The sequence below is a fragment of the Vibrio sp. D431a genome (assembly GCF_030248655.1).
GTDB classification, from domain to species: Bacteria; Pseudomonadota; Gammaproteobacteria; order Enterobacterales; family Vibrionaceae; genus Vibrio; species Vibrio alginolyticus.
On the sequence record NZ_JAHGAP010000020.1, the window covers coordinates 1 to 17,908 of the forward strand.

The following is a 17,908-nucleotide window of genomic DNA, read 5'->3' on the forward strand; positions in this document are numbered from 1 at the left end:
AAACCTAAATAACGTTGTTCATGGTGGCTACGACGGGATTCGAACCTGTGACCCCATCATTATGAGTGATGTGCTCTAACCAGCTGAGCTACGTAGCCATCTTTTGGAGCGAGACAATATAAACCTTCACGCTCTCAGTGACAACCCCTTTTATAAAGGAATCTCACTTGAATAATGGCAGGTCTACCTGGATTCGAACCAGGGAATGGCGGCATCAAAAGCCGCTGCCTTACCGCTTGGCGATAGACCTGCAGGCAATAGTCACAATGACTATTTAAAATATGGTGCGGAAGGAGAGACTTGAACTCTCACACCTTGCGGCGCCAGAACCTAAATCTGGTGCGTCTACCAATTCCGCCACTTCCGCATCTATTCCTAACTGCTCTGATAAAAAGAACATTTAGGAATGGTGGCTACGACGGGATTCGAACCTGTGACCCCATCATTATGAGTGATGTGCTCTAACCAGCTGAGCTACGTAGCCAAAACCATATTTTTTGTTCTCAACGCTTTGTTGCCTTGTCGTTGGGAACGGCGCGCATTATGCGAAGTTGAGTGAGATCCGTCAACAGTTTTTTTTAATAAATTTCGGAAAAAACCTCGTTCGCTTCCTTTTTAAACAAAGAGGCGTGTTTATGATCTAAAACTGGAAATAAATTAGCTTGCAGTTGCGTAATTTATTTTTGTTCATTTACTTAAGGTATTAAAAAAGCCAGCTTAACAGCTGGCTTTTAGTGTAAATGAAGTGTTTAGAATTCATTCATTTAATTAAACATTGAAGCGGAAGTGTACAACATCGCCATCTTTTACGATGTAGTCTTTACCTTCTAGACGCCATTTACCTGCGTCTTTTGCGCCATTTTCACCATTGAATTGGATGAAATCGTCGTAACCGACTACTTCTGCACGAATAAAGCCTTTCTCGAAGTCAGTGTGGATCTTACCTGCCGCCTGAGGCGCAGTTGCACCAACAGGGATTGTCCAAGCACGTACTTCTTTAACACCTGCTGTGAAGTAGGTGTGTAGAGTCAGTAGTTCGTAACCAGAGCGAATTACACGGTTCAGGCCCGGCTCTTCGATCCCCATATCTGCTAGGAATTCTTCGCGATCTTCATCTTCTAGTTCAGATAGTTCAGATTCGATAGCTGCACATACAGGTACAACGACATTGTTTTCTTTTTCTGCGAACTCACGAACCGCATCTAGATATGGGTTATTTTCGAAGCCATCTTCGTTTACGTTTGCAATGTACATAGTTGGCTTCAGTGTTAGGAAGTTTAGGTAGCCGATTGCTGCTAACTCTTCTTTAGATAGCTCAACTGTGCGTGCCATGCCGCCTTCAGTTAGTACTGGTAACAGTTTTTCTAGTACGGTTAGTTCAAATTTTGCGTCTTTATCGCCGCCTTTTGCCTTCTTCGCGTTACGTTGAATCGCTCGCTCACAAGAATCAAGGTCAGCCATTGCAAGTTCAAGGTTGATCACTTCGATATCTTCGATAGGTGAAACTTTACCTGAAACGTGAACAATGTTTTCGTTTTCAAAACAGCGTACAACGTGGCCAATCGCGTCTGTTTCACGGATGTTAGCTAGGAATTTGTTACCTAAACCTTCACCACGTGATGCACCAGCAACAAGACCAGCGATGTCCACGAACTCCATCGTCGTTGGAAGAACTCTCTGTGGGTTAACGATCTTAGCTAGTGCGTCTAGACGTAGATCTGGCACAGGAACCACACCAGTGTTTGGTTCAATGGTACAGAACGGGAAGTTTGCTGCTTCGATACCCGCTTTAGTTAGTGCGTTGAACAGAGTTGATTTACCTACGTTAGGTAGACCAACGATGCCACATTTAAAACCCATGATAGTAACCTTATTCAGCTTTGAACGTGTGGAGGCGATTTTGTGCTTTAGATAGGCCATCCTTAATCAGGATATCTAGACAACGAACAGCCTCATCAGCTGCTGCATCTAAAAGCTCTTGCTCTTTAGCTGGCGCTTTACCTAATACAAAACCCGCCACTTTATCTTTGTGTCCCGGATGACCAATGCCAATACGAAGACGATAAAAATCTTTGTTATTGCCCAGTTTGCTAATGGTGTCACGCAGACCGTTGTGTCCACCGTGACCCCCACCTTTTTTAAACTTAGCGACACCTGGCGGTAAGTCTAGCTCGTCATGAGCAACCATGATCTCTTCAGGTTTAATTTGATAAAATTTCGCAAGCGCTGCGATCGATTTACCTGATAGATTCATGAAGGTGGTTGGGATAAGCAAACGGAGATCCTGGCCATTGACCATAATGCGTCCTGTTAGACCAAAAAACTTTGGTTCGTTCTTCAGTGTAACGTTGTGAACGCGTGCTAATTCTTCTACAACCCAAGCGCCCGCATTGTGACGAGTTCTGGCGTATTCTGGTCCTGGATTAGCAAGACCAACAAGAAGTTTGATTTGTTGACTCAAGGTTAGGATCTCTCTGGAATCTCAAAAAGCGCAGTATGATAGCACAGAAAACTCGTGGTGGGCGACCAAGGGATTTTCTAGTTATCAGTACAAATAAAAAAACACCCCAAAGAGGGGTGCTTTTGAAATCAGTGTAACTGAAATGTTCGTATTAGTTGAACATTGCAGAGATTGACTCTTCGTTGCTGATACGACGAATCGCTTCAGCCAGCATGCGAGATAGGCTTAGTGTTGTCACTTTACCTGTTGCAGCCATCTCTTTAGACAGAGAGATAGAGTCAGTTACGATAACTTGGTCAAGAACTGAGTTCTTGATGTTATCCGCAGCGTTGCCTGAGAATACTGCGTGAGTAGCGTAAGCGAATACACGCTTAGCACCGCGCTCTTTTAGTGCTTCAGCTGCTTTACATAGTGTGCCACCTGTGTCGATCATGTCATCAACGATCACACAGTCACGACCTTCAACATCACCGATTAGGTTCATTACTTCAGAAACGTTTGCACGTGGACGACGCTTATCTACGATTGCGATGTCGATGTCGCCTAGTGCTTTTGCTGTTGCACGAGCACGAACAACGCCACCTAGGTCAGGAGATACCACTACAGGGTTATCTAGACCGCGAGCCTGCATATCTTCAAGTAGCACTGGCGTGCCGAAGATGTTGTCTACAGGTACATCGAAGAAGCCTTGAATTTGCTCTGCGTGTAGGTCGATAGTTAGAACGCGGTCAACACCAACGTTAGATAGGAAATCAGCAACAACTTTTGCAGTAATTGGCACACGCGCAGAACGTACACGACGGTCTTGGCGAGCGTAGCCGAAGTAAGGGATAACTGCAGTGATACGGCCTGCTGAAGCACGGCGCATTGCATCAATCATAACAACCAATTCCATTAGGTTGTCGTTAGTCGGTGCACAAGTGGATTGAATGATGAAAACATCGCTACCACGAACATTCTCATTGATTTGAACTGCAACTTCGCCATCAGAAAAGCGAGAAACAGATGCATCACCAAGAGAGATGTAAAGACGATCAGCAATACGTTGGGCTAGTTCAGGTGTTGCGTTACCAGCAAATAGCTTCATATCAGGCACGGTGGAAACCTCGGGTTTGCGTCCAGTTTAAATAGGTCGGTGTGAGGCTGATTGGTATTCAGCCAAAGTCTCTTTTAATGGCGAAATATTGCGCCCTTGAGCGATAAATGCCGAGACTTTATCAGAGAGTTGTGCAAGGATAGTTTCTGCTTCAGATTTGCTCGAAAATTCAGCAAAAACGCAAGATCCTGTCCCAGTCAATCTTGACGGCGCGTATTGTAGCAGCCAAGAAAGTTGCTTATCAACCTCTGGGTAGAGCATTCGTACAATTTTTTCGCAATCGTTTACGCTTGGCGTATTTAAAAGTGTTTCTAGATCTCGTTTTGGGGTGTTTCGCGTCAGATCTGGATGACAAAAAACGTCGACGGTTGCGATAGATACATTCGGTCTGACGACTAAATACCACTTTTCTTCGGGATAAGCAGGAGAGAGTTTTTCACCAACACCTTCAGCAAAAGCTGCAAATCCGCGCACAAATACGGGCACGTCTGCGCCTAGTTTTAAACCTATTTCAGCCAGTTCGTCGTCAGTTAGATTCAGTTGCCATAAGTAATTCAGTGCCACTAATGCTGTAGCTGCATTCGATGAGCCCCCACCAATGCCTCCACCCATAGGCAGCACTTTCTGTAGCTCAATATGCGCGCCAAAAGGGCAGTTTGAGTAAGTTTGAAGCGCGGTTGCTGCTTTCCAAATTAAATTGTCTTGAAGGGGCACACCTTCTATGTCTGGAGAAATCGTAATATCACCAGAATGGTTCGCTTGAATGGTGAGCTCATCGCCGTGATCGACGAATTGGAATAAGGTTTGTAACTCGTGGTAGCCATTCTCTGTACGGCCGTTGATATATAGAAAGAGATTCAATTTCGCTGGTGATGGCCAGCGTGTTGAAAGTTCAATCATTGGGTGATGTTCCATTTTGTGATCACTAGATTTATTTTGACATCAGCTGTGGTGAGTTTCAGCTTATTTGGCAGAGGGAGAGACTGTTCATGCCATTGAACGTCGCCATATCGTTGATAAGCAATACTCCAATCATTTAAACCAATTTGTTTGTTTAACGCTTGCAGTGTATTGGTTGGAGACAGTTGGAATTTGTCGGCATCGGTCGGTAGACCTAATAGCCAGTCAGGCATGTGTTCGACGGGCATCATCAACCCTGTAAGACGGTAAATCAGCTGGTTAGCACTGCGAGAAGAAAGGACCTGATCGTCGTAAGTTTCTACTGTGGCGCCTTGTGGGGTGATGGTGAGCTTTAATGCCGTTTGTCCGAGAATCGTTGTTAAACGCAACTGGCTTAGTGCTGAAGAATGTTTCCAGTAGAAGTTTAAATTTTGTCTTTGGTCTGGGCCAATATAACCAAGTTTCCCCGTTGCTTGAAAATCTTGGATGGTTTCGAGTCGCTGCTCATGAGCTTGCCATTCAACGCTGGTAACACTTTCTGGAACGGACGAACAACCAGCGAGCAGTAAGCTCGACAAGAAAAAAAGAATAAAGGAGCGTAACGTCATGTTTGATGGCTTATTAATCTGTTTCATCGGGAATCGCTCACAACTATAGCATTGAAAAGTCGCACTTAGGAAAACAAATCCGGCTTACCCTTTCAATAAATGCGTGCTTACAGTAAAATTCTGGACCTATTTTATAACCTATCCCAGAGATACCACGTTAGATGTCCTTGCTTGCTATTGGAATTAATCACAATACAGCGTCTGTCGACTTGCGAGAGAAGGTGGCGTTTGGTCCGGATAAACTCGGCCCTGCACTCGAGCAACTTAGAGAGCACGAAGCGGTTAACGGCAGTGTGATTGTTTCAACCTGTAACCGAACTGAGTTGTACTGCGATGTTAAGCAAGGAGCGCGAAACAAGTTGATCGATTGGCTTGCTCAATTTCATCAAGTGAGCCGCGAAGATTTAATGCCGAGTTTGTATGTTCATGAAGAACAAGCTGCAATAAAGCATTTGATGCGCGTATCGTGCGGTCTTGACTCTCTGGTGTTGGGTGAGCCTCAAATTTTGGGGCAGGTAAAGCAAGCATTTTCTGACTCGCGAGATCATCAAGCTGTCGATGCCTCGATTGATAAACTGTTTCAAAAGACGTTCTCAGTCGCCAAACGGGTAAGAACAGAGACAGATATTGGTGGTAATGCCGTGTCCGTGGCTTATGCGGCATGTACACTGGCAAAACATATTTTTGAGTCGTTATCAGATTCAACCGTGCTTTTAGTTGGTGCGGGCGAGACGATTGAATTGGTCGCGAAGCATTTAGCGTCCAACGGTTGCACAAAAATGATTGTCGCGAACCGCACTAAAGAGCGCGCGCAAGGCTTAGCGGACCAATTTGGCGCAGAAGTGATCAGTTTGAACGAAATTCCTGAACATTTGGCGAAAGCGGACATTGTGATTAGCTCAACGGCGAGCCCATTGCCTATTATTGGCAAAGGTATGGTCGAAACGGCTCTAAAGCAGCGCCGACATCAACCTATCTTGTTAGTAGATATTGCGGTGCCGCGAGATGTAGAGTCGGAAGTCGGTGAACTGAACGACGCATATCTGTATTCTGTTGATGACTTGCAATCTATCATCGACAGCAACATTGAGCAGCGTAAAGTCGAAGCGATTCAAGCTGAAGCGATTGTTAGTGAAGAAAGCGCTGCATTTATGACATGGTTGCGTTCACTGCAAGCCGTCGATAGTATTCGCGACTATCGCAAATCAGCCAACGAAATTCGTGAAGAGTTACTGAGCAAAAGTTTGCAATCTTTAGCGGCAGGCGCAGATCCGGAGAAAGTGCTGCGCGAGCTGAGTAATAAACTCACCAACAAACTGATTCACGCTCCAACTCGCGCATTGCAAAGTGCAGCAGAGCAAGGCGAACCAGCAAAATTAACGATTATCCGCCAAACACTTGGCTTGGATGATCTATAACTCACGCTTTTTATTAAGAAAACGACACTATGAAAGCCTCTATTCTGACTAAGCTAGAAACGCTAGTAGAACGTTACGAAGAAGTTCAACATCTTCTTGGTGATCCTGATGTAATTGGAAATCAGGACAAATTCCGTGCTCTATCAAGAGAGTACTCTCAGCTAGAAGAAGTAACCAAGTGCTTCCAAGCTTATCAACAAGCACAAGAAGATCTTGTCGCCGCTGAAGAGATGGCAAACGAAGACGACGAAGAAATGCGTGAAATGGCGCAAGAAGAAATCAAAGAAGCGAAAGCGACGATTGAGCGTCTTACTGATGAGTTACAGATTCTTCTTCTGCCAAAAGATCCGAACGATGATCGTAACTGTTTCCTAGAAATTCGTGCAGGTGCGGGTGGCGACGAAGCGGGTATCTTCGCGGGTGATCTATTCCGTATGTACAGCAAGTACGCAGAAAAGCGTGGCTGGCGCATCGAAGTCATGTCTTCAAACGAGGCAGAGCACGGTGGTTACAAAGAGATGATCGCGAAAGTAAGCGGCGACGGTGCATACGGCGTGTTGAAATTTGAGTCAGGCGGTCACCGTGTACAGCGTGTTCCTGCAACTGAATCTCAAGGCCGTGTGCATACTTCTGCTTGTACAGTAGCAGTAATGGCGGAAATCCCTGAAGCGGATCTGCCTGAAATCAAAGCAGCAGACCTGAAAATCGATACGTTCCGTGCATCTGGCGCGGGTGGTCAGCACGTTAACACCACGGATTCTGCAATTCGTATTACCCACTTACCAACGGGTACGGTAGTAGAGTGTCAGGATGAGCGTTCACAGCACAAGAACAAAGCGAAAGCAATGGCGGTTCTTGCTGCTCGTATCGTTCAAGCGGAAGAAGAGCGTCGTGCCGCAGAAGTGTCTGATACACGTCGTAACCTTCTAGGTTCTGGTGACCGTAGTGACCGTATTCGTACATACAACTACCCACAAGGTCGTGTGTCTGATCACCGTATCAACCTGACCATCTATCGTTTGAACGAAGTGATGGAAGGTGACCTGCAGAGCTTGATTGATCCTGTGATTCAAGAGCACCAAGCAGACCAACTTGCGGCGCTCGCAGAGAACGGCTAATCGATGAGCCAAGTTCAATCGATTGAGCAAGCACTGAAAAGTGCGACGGCGAAACTGGCAGAAGGCGGCAAAGAGTCGCCTTCTCTCGATGCAGCTGTACTCCTTTGCCATGTCCTTGGCAAACCACGAACTTATCTACTGACCTGGCCAGAAAAAGCATTAGAAGCAGAGCAACAAGCAAAATTCGACGCTCTACTTGAACGACGTTTAACTGGTGAACCCGTCGCTTATATTATTGGTGAGCGAGAGTTTTGGTCTTTACCGTTCAAAGTTTCTCCCTCTACCTTGATCCCAAGACCGGATACAGAACGTTTGGTCGAGGTTGCACTCGATAAGACCTACGAGCAAACTGGGCCTATTTTAGATCTTGGAACGGGGACGGGGGCAATTGCTATCGCACTCGCATCTGAAATGCCAAAACGTCAAGTGATGGGCGTAGATCTCAAACAAGAAGCGAAAACACTTGCAGAGTACAATGCTGAGCAGCTAAACATCAAAAATGTGACCTTTGCTCAAGGCAGTTGGTTTGAGCCTATTACAGAAGGTACGAAGTTTGCTTTAATTGTCTCCAATCCGCCGTATATTGATGAAAAAGATCCACATTTATCCCAAGGTGATGTGCGCTTTGAGCCAAAATCTGCATTAGTTGCTAAAGAGAATGGCTTAGCTGATATTCGTCATATCTCGGATCTTGCTCGTCAGTATCTTGAAGTGGGCGGTTGGCTGGCATTTGAACATGGTTATGATCAAGGTGAGGCGGTGCGTGAGATAATGCGTGGCTTTGGTTACCAACAGGTCGCTACGGAAAAAGATTATGGCGGTAACGATCGAGTAACGCTTGGTTGTCTGGCCAGTTAATCATGGAAGTCAGCAAACACTAACTAAAAAGAGAAGAAAAATGTACGTAGCTCTAAAACACATACACTTAGTGACGATCGCTCTCAGCGCGACGCTACTATCGATCCGATTCGTGTTAATGATGATGAACTCACCGAAGCGAAATAATCGCTTTTTGAAAGTGTTTCCCCACATCGTTGATACTGCATTGCTAGTGTCAGGTATCGCGCTTATTTTCATTACGGGTTTCATCCCGTTTACCGATGCCGCACCGTGGTTAACAAACAAAATCACCTGCGTACTGGCGTACATTGCGCTTGGATTCTTCTCATTGAAACTTGCGAAAAACAACCTACTGAAGATATTTGGCTTTTTCGGCGCATTAGGTTGGTTGGTCATGGCTGCAAACATTGCTGTGTCTAAGAGCCCTACGTTATTTGGATAGACGTCATGTTAGAGTTTTTTGACGAAGATTTTGACAATATACCGTTGGTGGAGGGTGCGCTTGAGCTAAACAAAGCGATTAACCCAGAAACCAAAGTACATTGGGCGAAACAAGAGTTAGAGCGTCTTTACAAAGATGCAGAAGCCACGCTTGTTCATGAAACCGATGAAGAGCAACGATTTGATGCATTCCTACGACTGTTTTTCCACGAGTGGGGGTTTAAAGGCGACGAGCAGGAATACTTTATTTCGGACAACAGCTTCATCGATAAAGTGTTGGAGCGCAGAAAAGGTATTCCTGTGAGCTTAGGTTCGATTTTGTTATACCTAGGCAAAAAGCTGGGGTTCCCGTTGAAGGGAGTTACTTTCCCTACTCAGTTCCTGTTAAAAGTCGACTGGATGCATAAGAAGCCAGACTACATCAACCCATTTAATGGTGAGTATGTAGGTGAAAGGATTCTTCAAGCTTGGCTTATTGGCCAAGAAGGACCGCTAGCTCAGCTAAAGCCTGAACATTTTGAGGAAGCTGACAACCCAACAATTATTGGTCGCTGGTTGGCGTTGATTAAAAGTGCGATGTTGCGTGAAGAGCATTATACGCTGGCATTACGTTGTACAAATCTTGCTCTAACATTTGTGCCAGATGACCCATACGAAATTCGTGACCGTGGTTTTATTTTCCAACAGCTAGAGTGCCCTCAAGTAGCGGTATCAGATTTTCAGTACTTTATTGACCAATGCCCTGACGATCCGGCTTCCGAGCTACTAAAATCACAAGTTAATGTGATGAGTGAAACGCACGTCACACTTCACTAATTTTATCGATGTGCCGAACGGTGGCGTATCGTGGACAGAAAAAGAGAATCAAAATGGAACAGAAAATCGTTAATATCGGCGACATTCAGGTTGCTAACGACAAGCCATTCACCCTATTTGCAGGTATGAACGTTCTTGAGTCTCGTGATCTTGCGATGCAGATCTGTGAGCACTACGTAAAAGTAACGGAAAAACTTGGTATTCCTTACGTATTTAAGGCGTCGTTTGACAAAGCAAACCGCAGTTCTGTTCATTCATACCGTGGTCCAGGTCTGGAAGAAGGTATGAAAATCTTTCAGGAGCTGAAAGACACTTTTGGTGTAAAGATCATCACGGACGTTCACACTGAAGCGCAAGCTCAACCTGTCGCTGACGTGGTAGACGTTATTCAGCTTCCTGCATTCCTAGCTCGTCAAACTGACCTTGTTGAAGCTATGGCTAAAACAGGTGCGGTTATCAACGTGAAGAAACCTCAATTTATGAGCCCTGGTCAAGTGGGTAACATCGTTGAGAAGTTCGCAGAATGCGGTAACGACAAGATCATCCTATGTGAGCGCGGTTCTTGCCACGGTTACGATAACCTAGTTGTAGATATGCTTGGTTTTGGTGTGATGAAAAATGCTTCAAAAGGTAGCCCAATCATCTTTGACGTAACGCACTCACTACAAATGCGTGACCCATCAGGCGCAGCATCTGGCGGCCGTCGTGAGCAGACAGTTGAGCTTGCAAAAGCGGGTCTAGCGACAGGCATCGCAGGTCTATTTATCGAAGCGCACCCAAACCCAGACCAAGCGCGTTGTGATGGCCCATCTGCACTGCCTCTAGACAAGTTAGAGCCATTCTTAGCACAAATGAAATCGCTTGATGATCTAATCAAGAGCTTTGCAGATATCGATATCAAGTAAACGCCAGATGACTGGTGGTAACAAATACTATAGCCAACCGAGTGTTGGCTATTTTTTTATCTGAAAAACTGTAAATTCTCAAACTTGTTACTGATGAATTTGTTATTGCTAAACAATGCATCATAATTATTAAATCAATGTGTTAGGGTGCACGTGGTTTTCAAATAGATCGAATGCTTAAAATGTGCGTCAGTAATCCCAATAAGAAAAAGGTAAATAAATGAATCAGCGTCTGATGATCAAAACTGTTTTGAGTGCCGCTATCTTGGTCTCGTTAGCTGGGTGTGCTACGCAACCTGCACCAGAATGGAATGCCGATACAACCTATAAATTGACCGTGTTGCACACTAACGATCATCATGGTCGCTTTTGGCAAAATCGATACGGTGAATATGGCATGGCGGCGCGTAAAACGTTAATCGATGATTTGCGCGAAGAAATACAGGCTGAGGGGGGCAGCGTGTTACTGCTTTCTGGTGGTGACATCAACACAGGAGTACCTGAGTCTGATTTACAAGATGCCGAGCCGGATTTCAAAGGCATGAGCAAAATTGGTTACGATGCGATGGCTCTAGGTAATCATGAGTTTGATAATCCATTGGACGTGCTATTCAAGCAGCAAGAGTGGGCAAACTTTCCGATGTTGTCTGCCAATATTTACGATAAAAATACTGGCAAGCGTTTATTCCAACCATACGCGATGTTTAACAAGCAGGGCATTAAAATTGCGGTCATTGGCCTTACAACCGAAGACACAGCGAAACTTGGCAACCCTGAATTCATTGAACAAATTGACTTCCGTGACCCAAAAGAAGAAGCCAAGAAGTTGATTGCAGAACTGAAAGAGACAGAGTATCCAGATCTGATTTTTGCTGTCACGCATATGGGACACTATGAAAATGGTAATAGAGGCATCAATGCTCCTGGCGATGTGGCGTTAGCTCGTTATTTGAATGACGGCGATCTCGACATGATCGTTGGAGGACACTCACAAGAACCTGTGTGCATGGAAGGTCCAAACGTTATCAAAAAGAACTTTAAACCAGGTGATGAATGTCAGCCCGATAAACAAAATGGTACCTTTATTGTTCAGGCACATGAGTGGGGGAAATATGTGGGACGCGCCGATTACGAGTTTCGTAATGGCGAACTCTCGATGGTGAGCTACGATCTAATCCCTGTAAACTTGAAAAAGAAAATTAAAGTTGATGGTCAGTCGCAACGAGTTTTGATCCAAGAAGAGATTGAACAAGACGAAGCGATGCTTGAGTTTCTTCGTCCTTATCAAGAAAAAGGTCAGGGCAAGCTAAACGTGAAGATTGCAGAATCTAACGGTAAGCTTGAGGGTGACCGCAGTGTTGTTCGTTACCAGCAAACAAACTTAGGTCGATTAATTGCAACGGCTCACATGGAACGTGCAAAAGCAGATTTCGCCGTAATGAATTCTGGCGGCGTTCGCGATTCGATTGCAGCAGGTGAGATTACCTACAAAGATGTGCTGACTGTTCAGCCATTTGGCAATATGGTCTCTTACGTTGATATGACGGGCAAAGAAGTATTGGATTACCTAAATGTCGTTGCAACTAAACCTGTCGACTCTGGAGCTTACGCGCAGTTTGCGGGTATTGCGATGAGTATCAATAATGGTGAGGTAACCAATGTGTTCATTGGTAATAAGCAACTTCGCTTAGATGGTAATTACCGCTTTACCGTACCAAGCTATAATGCTGCTGGTGGTGATGGTTACCCTAAAATCGACGATCATCCAGGGTATGTAAATACAGGTTTTACCGATGCTGAGGTTTTGAAGGATTATTTAGAAACACACAGCCCTATTGATGTTAATGAGTATGCCCCTTCAGGTGAAATCACGTATTTAGTTGATACGGCGATTGATCAGTAACCCAACAGAGAAAAAGCGATTGACTCAAACTCGCTGATATCATTAACTAAAAGCGCAGATCCAATTCAATCTGCGCTTTTTGTTTTTATGAGGAGAATCTTGATGACTCCGGCCATTAATCTTGCGAAAAAGAAAAAAATTCCACACACGATTCATCAGTATGAGCATGACCCTAGAGCCGATAGTTATGGCTTGGAGGCTGCTGAAGTACTGGGGCAGGATCCGAAAACAGTATTTAAAACCTTGTTGTTCTGCTTGAACGGGGAGCCAAAGAACCTTGCGGTTGCGATTATCCCTGTTGATCAAAAGCTGAACCTAAAACTGGCGGCGAAAGCAGCGAAGGGCAAAAAGGCCGATATGGCTGATCCGGAAATCGCCCAAAAGACCACAGGTTATGTCGTTGGTGGAATTAGCCCACTAGGGCAGAAGAAAGCCTTACCTACTTTTTTGCACGAAAGCGCAGCAGAGCAAGACACAATCTGTGTGAGTGCTGGTAAACGTGGTTTAGAAATTGAGTTAGCCCCGAGAGATTTGCTGAGCTTAACTCGCGGTCAGTTTGCACCTCTTTGTTTGTAAACTCATGACAAATAAAAAGGACGCTCATGAGCGTCCTTTTTTGATCTTGCCTGTCAGTGAAGCGTTACTTCTTCAGACTCAATGTACCACCAGTGCGTTTAGCTGGTTTACTTGGTTTCGCGGCATTTGGGTTCATGTAATGCTGCTTGGGCTTACTCGGTGATTGAGGCTTGTTTACTGAATGCGTATTGCTCGATGCATCTGGTTTACGGTGTGATTTACCATGCTCGCCTTGCGGTCTGCTGCGTTCACCTTGTGGTTTCGCTTTGTAATGTTCTTTAGCTGGACGTCCGCCTTCATCATCACACTGACGACGCTTTTGTTGACCTTTTTTCGAGTTTGGTGCATGACGGAATTCATCAGCATTGTTACCACGGAAAGTTCGTGTCTTCTGGTTACGACGAGCAGTAGAATCTTGGTTTTCTTCACGGCTATCAAACAGCTTCGCGTCGGTCGCTTTACGAATGTTGCGACCTCTAGAGTCTGTTTTTGATGCTTCTTCTGTACCTACCGAGCCTTCACACATTGCTAGGATCTCTGCCACTTCTTCGTCACTTAGATAACGCCATTTCCCATTGGGAATACCATCAAGAGAGATATTCATGATGCGTACGCGACGCAGCTTGAATACTTCATAGCCCAGCGCTTCACACATGCGACGGATCTGACGGTTAAGTCCTTGAGTGAGCACAATACGGAAAGAGAATTTAGTTTCTTTCGTTACCTTACAAGGTAGGGTGACTGTGTCGAGAATCTTAACGCCACTCGACATCTGTTTGAGAAACTCGCCTGTAATTGGCTTGTCCACGCGTACGACGTACTCTTTTTCGTGGCTGTTGCCTGCGCGAAGGATTTTGTTCACGATGTCGCCATCGTTGGTCAAAAAGATCAGACCATCAGAGGGTTTGTCTAAGCGGCCGATCGGAAAGATACGTTTTTGGTGGCCGATGAAATCAACGATGTTTCCAGGGACGTCTCTCTCAGTTGTACAGGTGATGCCTGTTGGTTTATTGAGAGCGATATAAATCGGCTTCTCTTTTGCTGCCACTGGCTTACCATCCACACAAACATCATCACCAGGTAGCACTTTTGTCCCCATTTCAGGTTTGTTGCCATTAATGGTGACACGGCCTTGCTCAATCAGTCTGTCTGCTTCACGGCGTGAGCAAAACCCCGTTTCACTGATGAATTTATTTAATCGTTTAGCGTTGTCTTGTGACATTTTTGTCTCCTAACGTTTCACAACGGCGAATGAAGCTCCCTTCCTCTAAGGGGAAGGAAGAATAAGGGCGGGCATTCTAGCATTAGGGTGAAATTTAGCCTAACCGTTTTTGGTGACGTTCGCGGGTTTCTAATTTCTTTTCCGCACTTTTTCTAAGTAGGACGTAAACGGCTCCAGTTCCACCGTGAAAGCGTTGCGCACTATGGACGCATTGGACTTCCTTTATTTGTCGTAGCCAACTGCTAACAAAGCTTTTCATCATTGCAGGTGGATTTGAGCGTTCTCCTCGACCATGGACGATAACGACGGTTCTAATGTCCATTGATAGGCATTGCTTTAAAAACGTCACGACTTCATCACGTGCTTCTTTCAATGTTTTACGGTGCAAATCCAAGCGAGCTTGGATTGGATACTTACCAAGGCGAAGTTTGCGGTAAACCCCGTCCTGTACACCATCACGTTTGAACTCAACAAAGTCCTCTGGCTTGAGCATTTCAGCGTGATCAAGTGATAGGTATTCTGGGTCATCTTCCGTTAACCAGATTGCTGCTTCGCGTTTTGCGAGCTGTGCTTCTGTTACTTGGTGTACTTTTTTGTGTTCGGTGGTGTCTTGAGTGATTGGCTTTACATCGCCCATCATCTGTTGAAATAGATCAAAATCGTCGTCGTGAGACATAGCAGTAATCTCATTAAGAACAGGGAAGAATAATAGGATTATATCAATGAGTGGTGCATTGAGATCAAATAAAAAACCGGAGTAGGCAAGTAACCGACTCCGGTGCAAAGCGTTTCTAGAGCTAAGCGAGATCTAGTGAGGAGATTTGTCGTTCATGATCTTGTATATGAAGAAACCGCCGTAAAATAACATCAGACCAATTGCCCCAAAAATTACTATCATTGACGATAGACCCACTGCATTACCAAATAGGAGATCAAGCCAAAAGTCCATACGTTTCCTCCAAGATGTTCCCGACAGGAATAAACTAAATGGCGGTGTCTTGTTGCACACTGATCTGGATCAATTATGTTGCTAAGGTTAATAAACTGTATTTTGTTGTGAGTTATCAGTCACATTTTACGTGCTAGTGTTCAGTTATTCATCAAACGAATTAAGACCTAAGGTTTTTTTGTAAAAAGCACTTGCGCCACAGTTCAGAATCCGTAATATACGCATTCGTTGACGGGGACAATTCCTCAGTTAAACATCTCGGTGAATAGCGCAGCTTGGTAGCGCATCTGGTTTGGGACCAGAGGGTCGGGGGTTCGAATCCCTCTTCACCGACCACTTTCAGAAAGCCTGCTCAATGAGCAGGCTTTCGTCGTTTTAGCGGCAGCAAATTTGACTTTGATAGTAGCGAACCAAATGGAGTTCGCCTGAAGTTAGAATATGGCTCTTCATCGACACATATTGAGAAAAAGGCTCTACAGAAATGTAGAGCCTTTTTCGTATTTGGTGATATTTATTTGGAACCAGAGGATCGGGGTCTGGAATGCCAGTCCTCTGGAAGCCCAGTCGCGTCGAATCCCTACTTCACCGACCACTTTCAGAAAGCCTGCTCAATGAGCAGGCTTTCGTCGTTTTTAGTGCTAGTAATTTTAGACTTCAATAGTATCGAACCAAATGGGGTTCGCTTGAAGTTAGAACATGGCTCTTCACCGACACGTATTGAGAGGAAGGCTCTACAGAAATGTAGGGCCTTTTCATTTTTTAAGAGCGAGTAAATTTATTACTTGATGTCACACGAGATAGTATTGATAGGAGTTTCAGAAGTAGTGAAACAGACATAAGCGGTCTTTGGGTGATTTGGCCCAATCTTGACGTAACCCGCTTTTAAATCGTCTTCATCAAACGTTACTGAGTGAGATTTGCTTGTATTTCCATCATAGTAAACCGCTTCAAAGCCTTGGTTCATCATATGTGCAACGCGATTTCGAGTGTGGGCTGTTGAAAACGTGATGTTCGCGCAACGCATCATTGGTTTTTCGGTAATAAGAAATTGACCACTCTCTTTATCTAAAACACCGCCTTTTACTTCCGGAGTTATATCAATAGCTTGAAAAGCTTCTACGTTGCATGGCGGTTTAGCATAAGACAGCGAAGAAGTGAGCATAATTCCAATCGTGTATAGGAATAAATATTTAAATTTCATATGAGTTGTTTTGTATCCACTTAGCTTAACGGCGTTTTATAAGAAAGTTTGAATGAATTTTAAATGGTTGTATTTAAATGGCATTTTTCAAACAATCACTAGATATCACAATTTGCTTGGCGCGTCTTACCCAGTGGTTTGATGTTAAATCCCCGATTTTTAAGCAGTTCAATCAGGTTATCTTTACCTACTAAATGCAAGCCACCAACAACAACGGTGTAACGACCCGATTGCTGAGGTAGAACACTGCCAGTGTCGAGTTTTTTAGCCCAATCTCGATTACGCTCGTATAAAAAGGCTTGGTTAAACTCTTCTGTTGTATGATCGGTCAAAGAGGCTTCGACCAACATGCTACCATCACCACTCTTCCAACTCTCTATCAAGCATTGAACCAACTCTTCTCCGCCATCATATTCTTCAATTGATGAGAGAAGTATCTCTTTACCGCCTTCTGATTGACCTGCGATTAAATCGATTTGGAATTGCACGGACTCTAGTGGAATGACCGGGATTTGCTTTTTATCAGCGAGTCCTATTAAGTGCATGTCGACCCCTTTATCAGAGACATACCCCAGTTTGTTGACTAAAGCGAGTTGGATGGTGAATGCGGCCATCCAAGGTGGGGAATTTAGGAGTTGAGTTTCTGGCAAACCTAAATCTTGGGCAATTTCAATTAAGTGGCGACGTTGAGCTCTGTCTAAAACATCTTTAGAAAGAATGGTTGTTTGTGGGTAAACCAAGCCTTCAGAATTCCTGACGTCTGCTTCAATAATCAACCCTGTGCTTTGGCTTAAATGCTGGATGACCGTTCTAGGGAGTGGGTACATCGTTTTATCCCCCACATGTACCGAGCCAATAATCATAAGTTCGGTTTCCCCTTTTTTTGCTAACCAATGCTGTGGCTCTGCATAAGATGAAAAAGGAGTCAAAGTAACAAGTAGAGATGATATGAGCGTCAAGAGACGAAACATAGAATGGTCCTCAGATAAGATACCTTTAAACTTTATACGCAAAATAGCGTGAGGTTAAGTGCAATTTCTCCAGTGGGGTATTCGACAAAATCGTCATTTCTAAAAATATTGACGAGTTTTGACGACGAATAAATGAGAGTCACTTCACGAAAGGTAAATAGGTAATTCGCTTACTAATGGCTCACAAAATAATTAGGCGTGATCCAAATCTTACAAAATCAGTCGTAACTCATGAATATAAGTGACCTAGATCGCAGCAAACTCGTCAAAACAAGTTGTTCGATTTTGACGTGTATTGTAACTCCATGAAAATTAGGTTTTTATTATTTTTTCTGAGTGTCATTTTTTGAACTGGATCACTTCCTATTTCTATTTATTTTACGCTTAGAAATAACAGGTTGTATGTTGAATGTAACGGTTAGGCACCTCGCATTTGAGGGGCCGAGATTTTTATCATTGTCGTTTTGAACCACTGACTTTTTT

The 17,908-nt window shown here is 44.4% G+C and carries 18 protein-coding genes and 5 tRNA genes; 9 read left to right on the forward strand and 14 right to left on the reverse strand.

Annotated elements, in window-relative coordinates:
• Positions 1-21 precede the first annotated feature (21 nt).
• From KJB35_RS17490 to lolB, 9 genes are all read right to left on the reverse strand, one after another.
• Positions 22-98, reverse strand: a tRNA-Met gene (locus KJB35_RS17490).
• A 77-nt stretch (positions 99-175) separates the two neighbouring features.
• A tRNA-Gln gene (locus tag KJB35_RS17495) sits at positions 176-250 on the reverse strand.
• Positions 251-282: 32 nt separating this feature from the next.
• Positions 283-367 (reverse strand) — tRNA-Leu (locus KJB35_RS17500).
• 40 nt (positions 368-407) lie between these two features.
• Positions 408-484 (reverse strand) — tRNA-Met (locus tag KJB35_RS17505).
• Between the two features lie 284 nt (positions 485-768).
• Complete coding sequence (gene ychF, locus KJB35_RS17510) at positions 769-1,860, reverse strand: redox-regulated ATPase YchF (RefSeq protein ID WP_005393178.1); 1,092 nt, start codon at positions 1,858-1,860, stop codon at positions 769-771.
• Positions 1,861-1,870: 10 nt separating this feature from the next.
• A complete protein-coding gene (gene pth / locus KJB35_RS17515) occupies positions 1,871-2,461 on the reverse strand; it encodes an aminoacyl-tRNA hydrolase (RefSeq protein WP_005384112.1) in 591 nt (196 codons plus the stop codon).
• A gap of 151 nt (positions 2,462-2,612) precedes the next feature.
• Positions 2,613-3,557, reverse strand: a complete 945-nt coding sequence (locus KJB35_RS17520) for a ribose-phosphate pyrophosphokinase (RefSeq protein ID WP_005393176.1) — start codon at positions 3,555-3,557, stop codon at positions 2,613-2,615.
• A gap of 27 nt (positions 3,558-3,584) precedes the next feature.
• Entirely contained in the window at positions 3,585-4,457 is an 873-nt protein-coding gene (gene ispE / locus KJB35_RS17525) for a 4-(cytidine 5'-diphospho)-2-C-methyl-D-erythritol kinase (protein ID WP_064369040.1), read from the reverse strand.
• On the reverse strand, positions 4,454-5,092 hold the full coding sequence (lolB, locus tag KJB35_RS17530; RefSeq protein ID WP_086046566.1) for a lipoprotein insertase outer membrane protein LolB: 639 nt from the start codon (positions 5,090-5,092) through the stop codon (positions 4,454-4,456). Before lolB ends, ispE begins: the two co-directional genes overlap by 4 nt.
• 134 nt (positions 5,093-5,226) lie before the next feature.
• On the opposite strand from lolB, the gene hemA reads away from it, so the two are divergent.
• From hemA to ybaK, 8 genes are all read left to right on the forward strand, one after another.
• Positions 5,227-6,483 (forward strand): glutamyl-tRNA reductase, encoded by a 1,257-nt coding sequence (hemA, locus tag KJB35_RS17535; RefSeq protein WP_005384104.1) that lies wholly within the window; start codon positions 5,227-5,229, stop codon positions 6,481-6,483.
• 29 nt (positions 6,484-6,512) lie between these two features.
• A complete protein-coding gene (prfA, locus tag KJB35_RS17540) occupies positions 6,513-7,601 on the forward strand; it encodes a peptide chain release factor 1 (RefSeq protein WP_005382222.1) in 1,089 nt (362 codons plus the stop codon).
• Positions 7,602-7,604: 3 nt separating this feature from the next.
• Positions 7,605-8,459: a peptide chain release factor N(5)-glutamine methyltransferase gene (gene prmC / locus KJB35_RS17545; protein ID WP_064353686.1), complete on the forward strand. Its 855-nt coding sequence runs from the start codon at positions 7,605-7,607 to the stop codon at positions 8,457-8,459.
• Between the two features lie 40 nt (positions 8,460-8,499).
• Positions 8,500-8,883 (forward strand): SirB2 family protein, encoded by a 384-nt coding sequence (locus tag KJB35_RS17550; RefSeq protein ID WP_005382225.1) that lies wholly within the window; start codon positions 8,500-8,502, stop codon positions 8,881-8,883.
• A 5-nt stretch (positions 8,884-8,888) separates the two neighbouring features.
• Positions 8,889-9,698, forward strand: a complete 810-nt coding sequence (locus KJB35_RS17555; RefSeq protein WP_005384098.1) for a SirB1 family protein — start codon at positions 8,889-8,891, stop codon at positions 9,696-9,698.
• A gap of 53 nt (positions 9,699-9,751) precedes the next feature.
• Positions 9,752-10,603 (forward strand): 3-deoxy-8-phosphooctulonate synthase, encoded by an 852-nt coding sequence (kdsA, locus tag KJB35_RS17560; protein WP_005384095.1) that lies wholly within the window; start codon positions 9,752-9,754, stop codon positions 10,601-10,603.
• Positions 10,604-10,823: 220 nt separating this feature from the next.
• Positions 10,824-12,506, forward strand: a complete 1,683-nt coding sequence (gene ushA / locus KJB35_RS17565) for a bifunctional UDP-sugar hydrolase/5'-nucleotidase UshA (RefSeq protein ID WP_213908010.1) — start codon at positions 10,824-10,826, stop codon at positions 12,504-12,506.
• A 102-nt stretch (positions 12,507-12,608) separates the two neighbouring features.
• Positions 12,609-13,082: a Cys-tRNA(Pro) deacylase gene (gene ybaK / locus KJB35_RS17570; RefSeq protein ID WP_005382231.1), complete on the forward strand. Its 474-nt coding sequence runs from the start codon at positions 12,609-12,611 to the stop codon at positions 13,080-13,082.
• Positions 13,083-13,146: 64 nt separating this feature from the next.
• Here the strand turns inward: ybaK and rluF are convergent, their stop codons facing one another.
• The 3 genes from rluF to KJB35_RS17585 all read right to left on the reverse strand — a co-directional run bounded on the left by rluF (position 13,147) and on the right by KJB35_RS17585 (position 15,253).
• Complete coding sequence (gene rluF, locus KJB35_RS17575; protein ID WP_213908009.1) at positions 13,147-14,304, reverse strand: 23S rRNA pseudouridine(2604) synthase RluF; 1,158 nt, start codon at positions 14,302-14,304, stop codon at positions 13,147-13,149.
• 94 nt (positions 14,305-14,398) lie between these two features.
• Positions 14,399-14,980, reverse strand: a complete 582-nt coding sequence (smrA, locus tag KJB35_RS17580; protein ID WP_005382233.1) for a DNA endonuclease SmrA — start codon at positions 14,978-14,980, stop codon at positions 14,399-14,401.
• 132 nt (positions 14,981-15,112) lie between these two features.
• Positions 15,113-15,253: a DUF3149 domain-containing protein gene (locus tag KJB35_RS17585; RefSeq protein WP_005382236.1), complete on the reverse strand. Its 141-nt coding sequence runs from the start codon at positions 15,251-15,253 to the stop codon at positions 15,113-15,115.
• A 259-nt stretch (positions 15,254-15,512) separates the two neighbouring features.
• Here KJB35_RS17585 and KJB35_RS17590 point away from each other — a divergent pair.
• Positions 15,513-15,589, forward strand: a tRNA-Pro gene (locus tag KJB35_RS17590).
• A gap of 442 nt (positions 15,590-16,031) precedes the next feature.
• On the opposite strand, the gene KJB35_RS17595 is transcribed toward KJB35_RS17590, so the two are convergent.
• Both KJB35_RS17595 and KJB35_RS17600 read right to left on the reverse strand, forming a co-directional pair.
• A complete protein-coding gene (locus tag KJB35_RS17595) occupies positions 16,032-16,415 on the reverse strand; it encodes a hypothetical protein (protein ID WP_005384085.1) in 384 nt (127 codons plus the stop codon).
• 137 nt (positions 16,416-16,552) lie between these two features.
• Complete coding sequence (locus KJB35_RS17600) at positions 16,553-17,425, reverse strand: TraB/GumN family protein (protein ID WP_054576682.1); 873 nt, start codon at positions 17,423-17,425, stop codon at positions 16,553-16,555.
• Between the last annotated feature and the right edge of the window lie 483 nt (positions 17,426-17,908).

Coding starts and splice junctions, on each gene's coding strand:
- ychF (WP_005393178.1), bottom strand. CDS start 1,860: ATGGGTTTTAAATGTGGCATCGTTGGTCTACCTAACGTAGGTAAATCA.
- ispE (WP_064369040.1), bottom strand. CDS start 4,457: ATGATTGAACTTTCAACACGCTGGCCATCACCAGCGAAATTGAATCTC.
- lolB (WP_086046566.1), bottom strand. CDS start 5,092: ATGAAACAGATTAATAAGCCATCAAACATGACGTTACGCTCCTTTATT.
- hemA (WP_005384104.1), top strand. CDS start 5,227: ATGTCCTTGCTTGCTATTGGAATTAATCACAATACAGCGTCTGTCGAC.
- prfA (WP_005382222.1), top strand. CDS start 6,513: ATGAAAGCCTCTATTCTGACTAAGCTAGAAACGCTAGTAGAACGTTAC.
- prmC (WP_064353686.1), top strand. CDS start 7,605: ATGAGCCAAGTTCAATCGATTGAGCAAGCACTGAAAAGTGCGACGGCG.
- KJB35_RS17550 (WP_005382225.1), top strand. CDS start 8,500: ATGTACGTAGCTCTAAAACACATACACTTAGTGACGATCGCTCTCAGC.
- KJB35_RS17555 (WP_005384098.1), top strand. CDS start 8,889: ATGTTAGAGTTTTTTGACGAAGATTTTGACAATATACCGTTGGTGGAG.
- kdsA (WP_005384095.1), top strand. CDS start 9,752: ATGGAACAGAAAATCGTTAATATCGGCGACATTCAGGTTGCTAACGAC.
- ushA (WP_213908010.1), top strand. CDS start 10,824: ATGAATCAGCGTCTGATGATCAAAACTGTTTTGAGTGCCGCTATCTTG.
- ybaK (WP_005382231.1), top strand. CDS start 12,609: ATGACTCCGGCCATTAATCTTGCGAAAAAGAAAAAAATTCCACACACG.
- rluF (WP_213908009.1), bottom strand. CDS start 14,304: ATGTCACAAGACAACGCTAAACGATTAAATAAATTCATCAGTGAAACG.
- smrA (WP_005382233.1), bottom strand. CDS start 14,980: ATGTCTCACGACGACGATTTTGATCTATTTCAACAGATGATGGGCGAT.
- KJB35_RS17585 (WP_005382236.1), bottom strand. CDS start 15,253: ATGGACTTTTGGCTTGATCTCCTATTTGGTAATGCAGTGGGTCTATCG.
- KJB35_RS17595 (WP_005384085.1), bottom strand. CDS start 16,415: ATGCTCACTTCTTCGCTGTCTTATGCTAAACCGCCATGCAACGTAGAA.
- KJB35_RS17600 (WP_054576682.1), bottom strand. CDS start 17,425: ATGTTTCGTCTCTTGACGCTCATATCATCTCTACTTGTTACTTTGACT.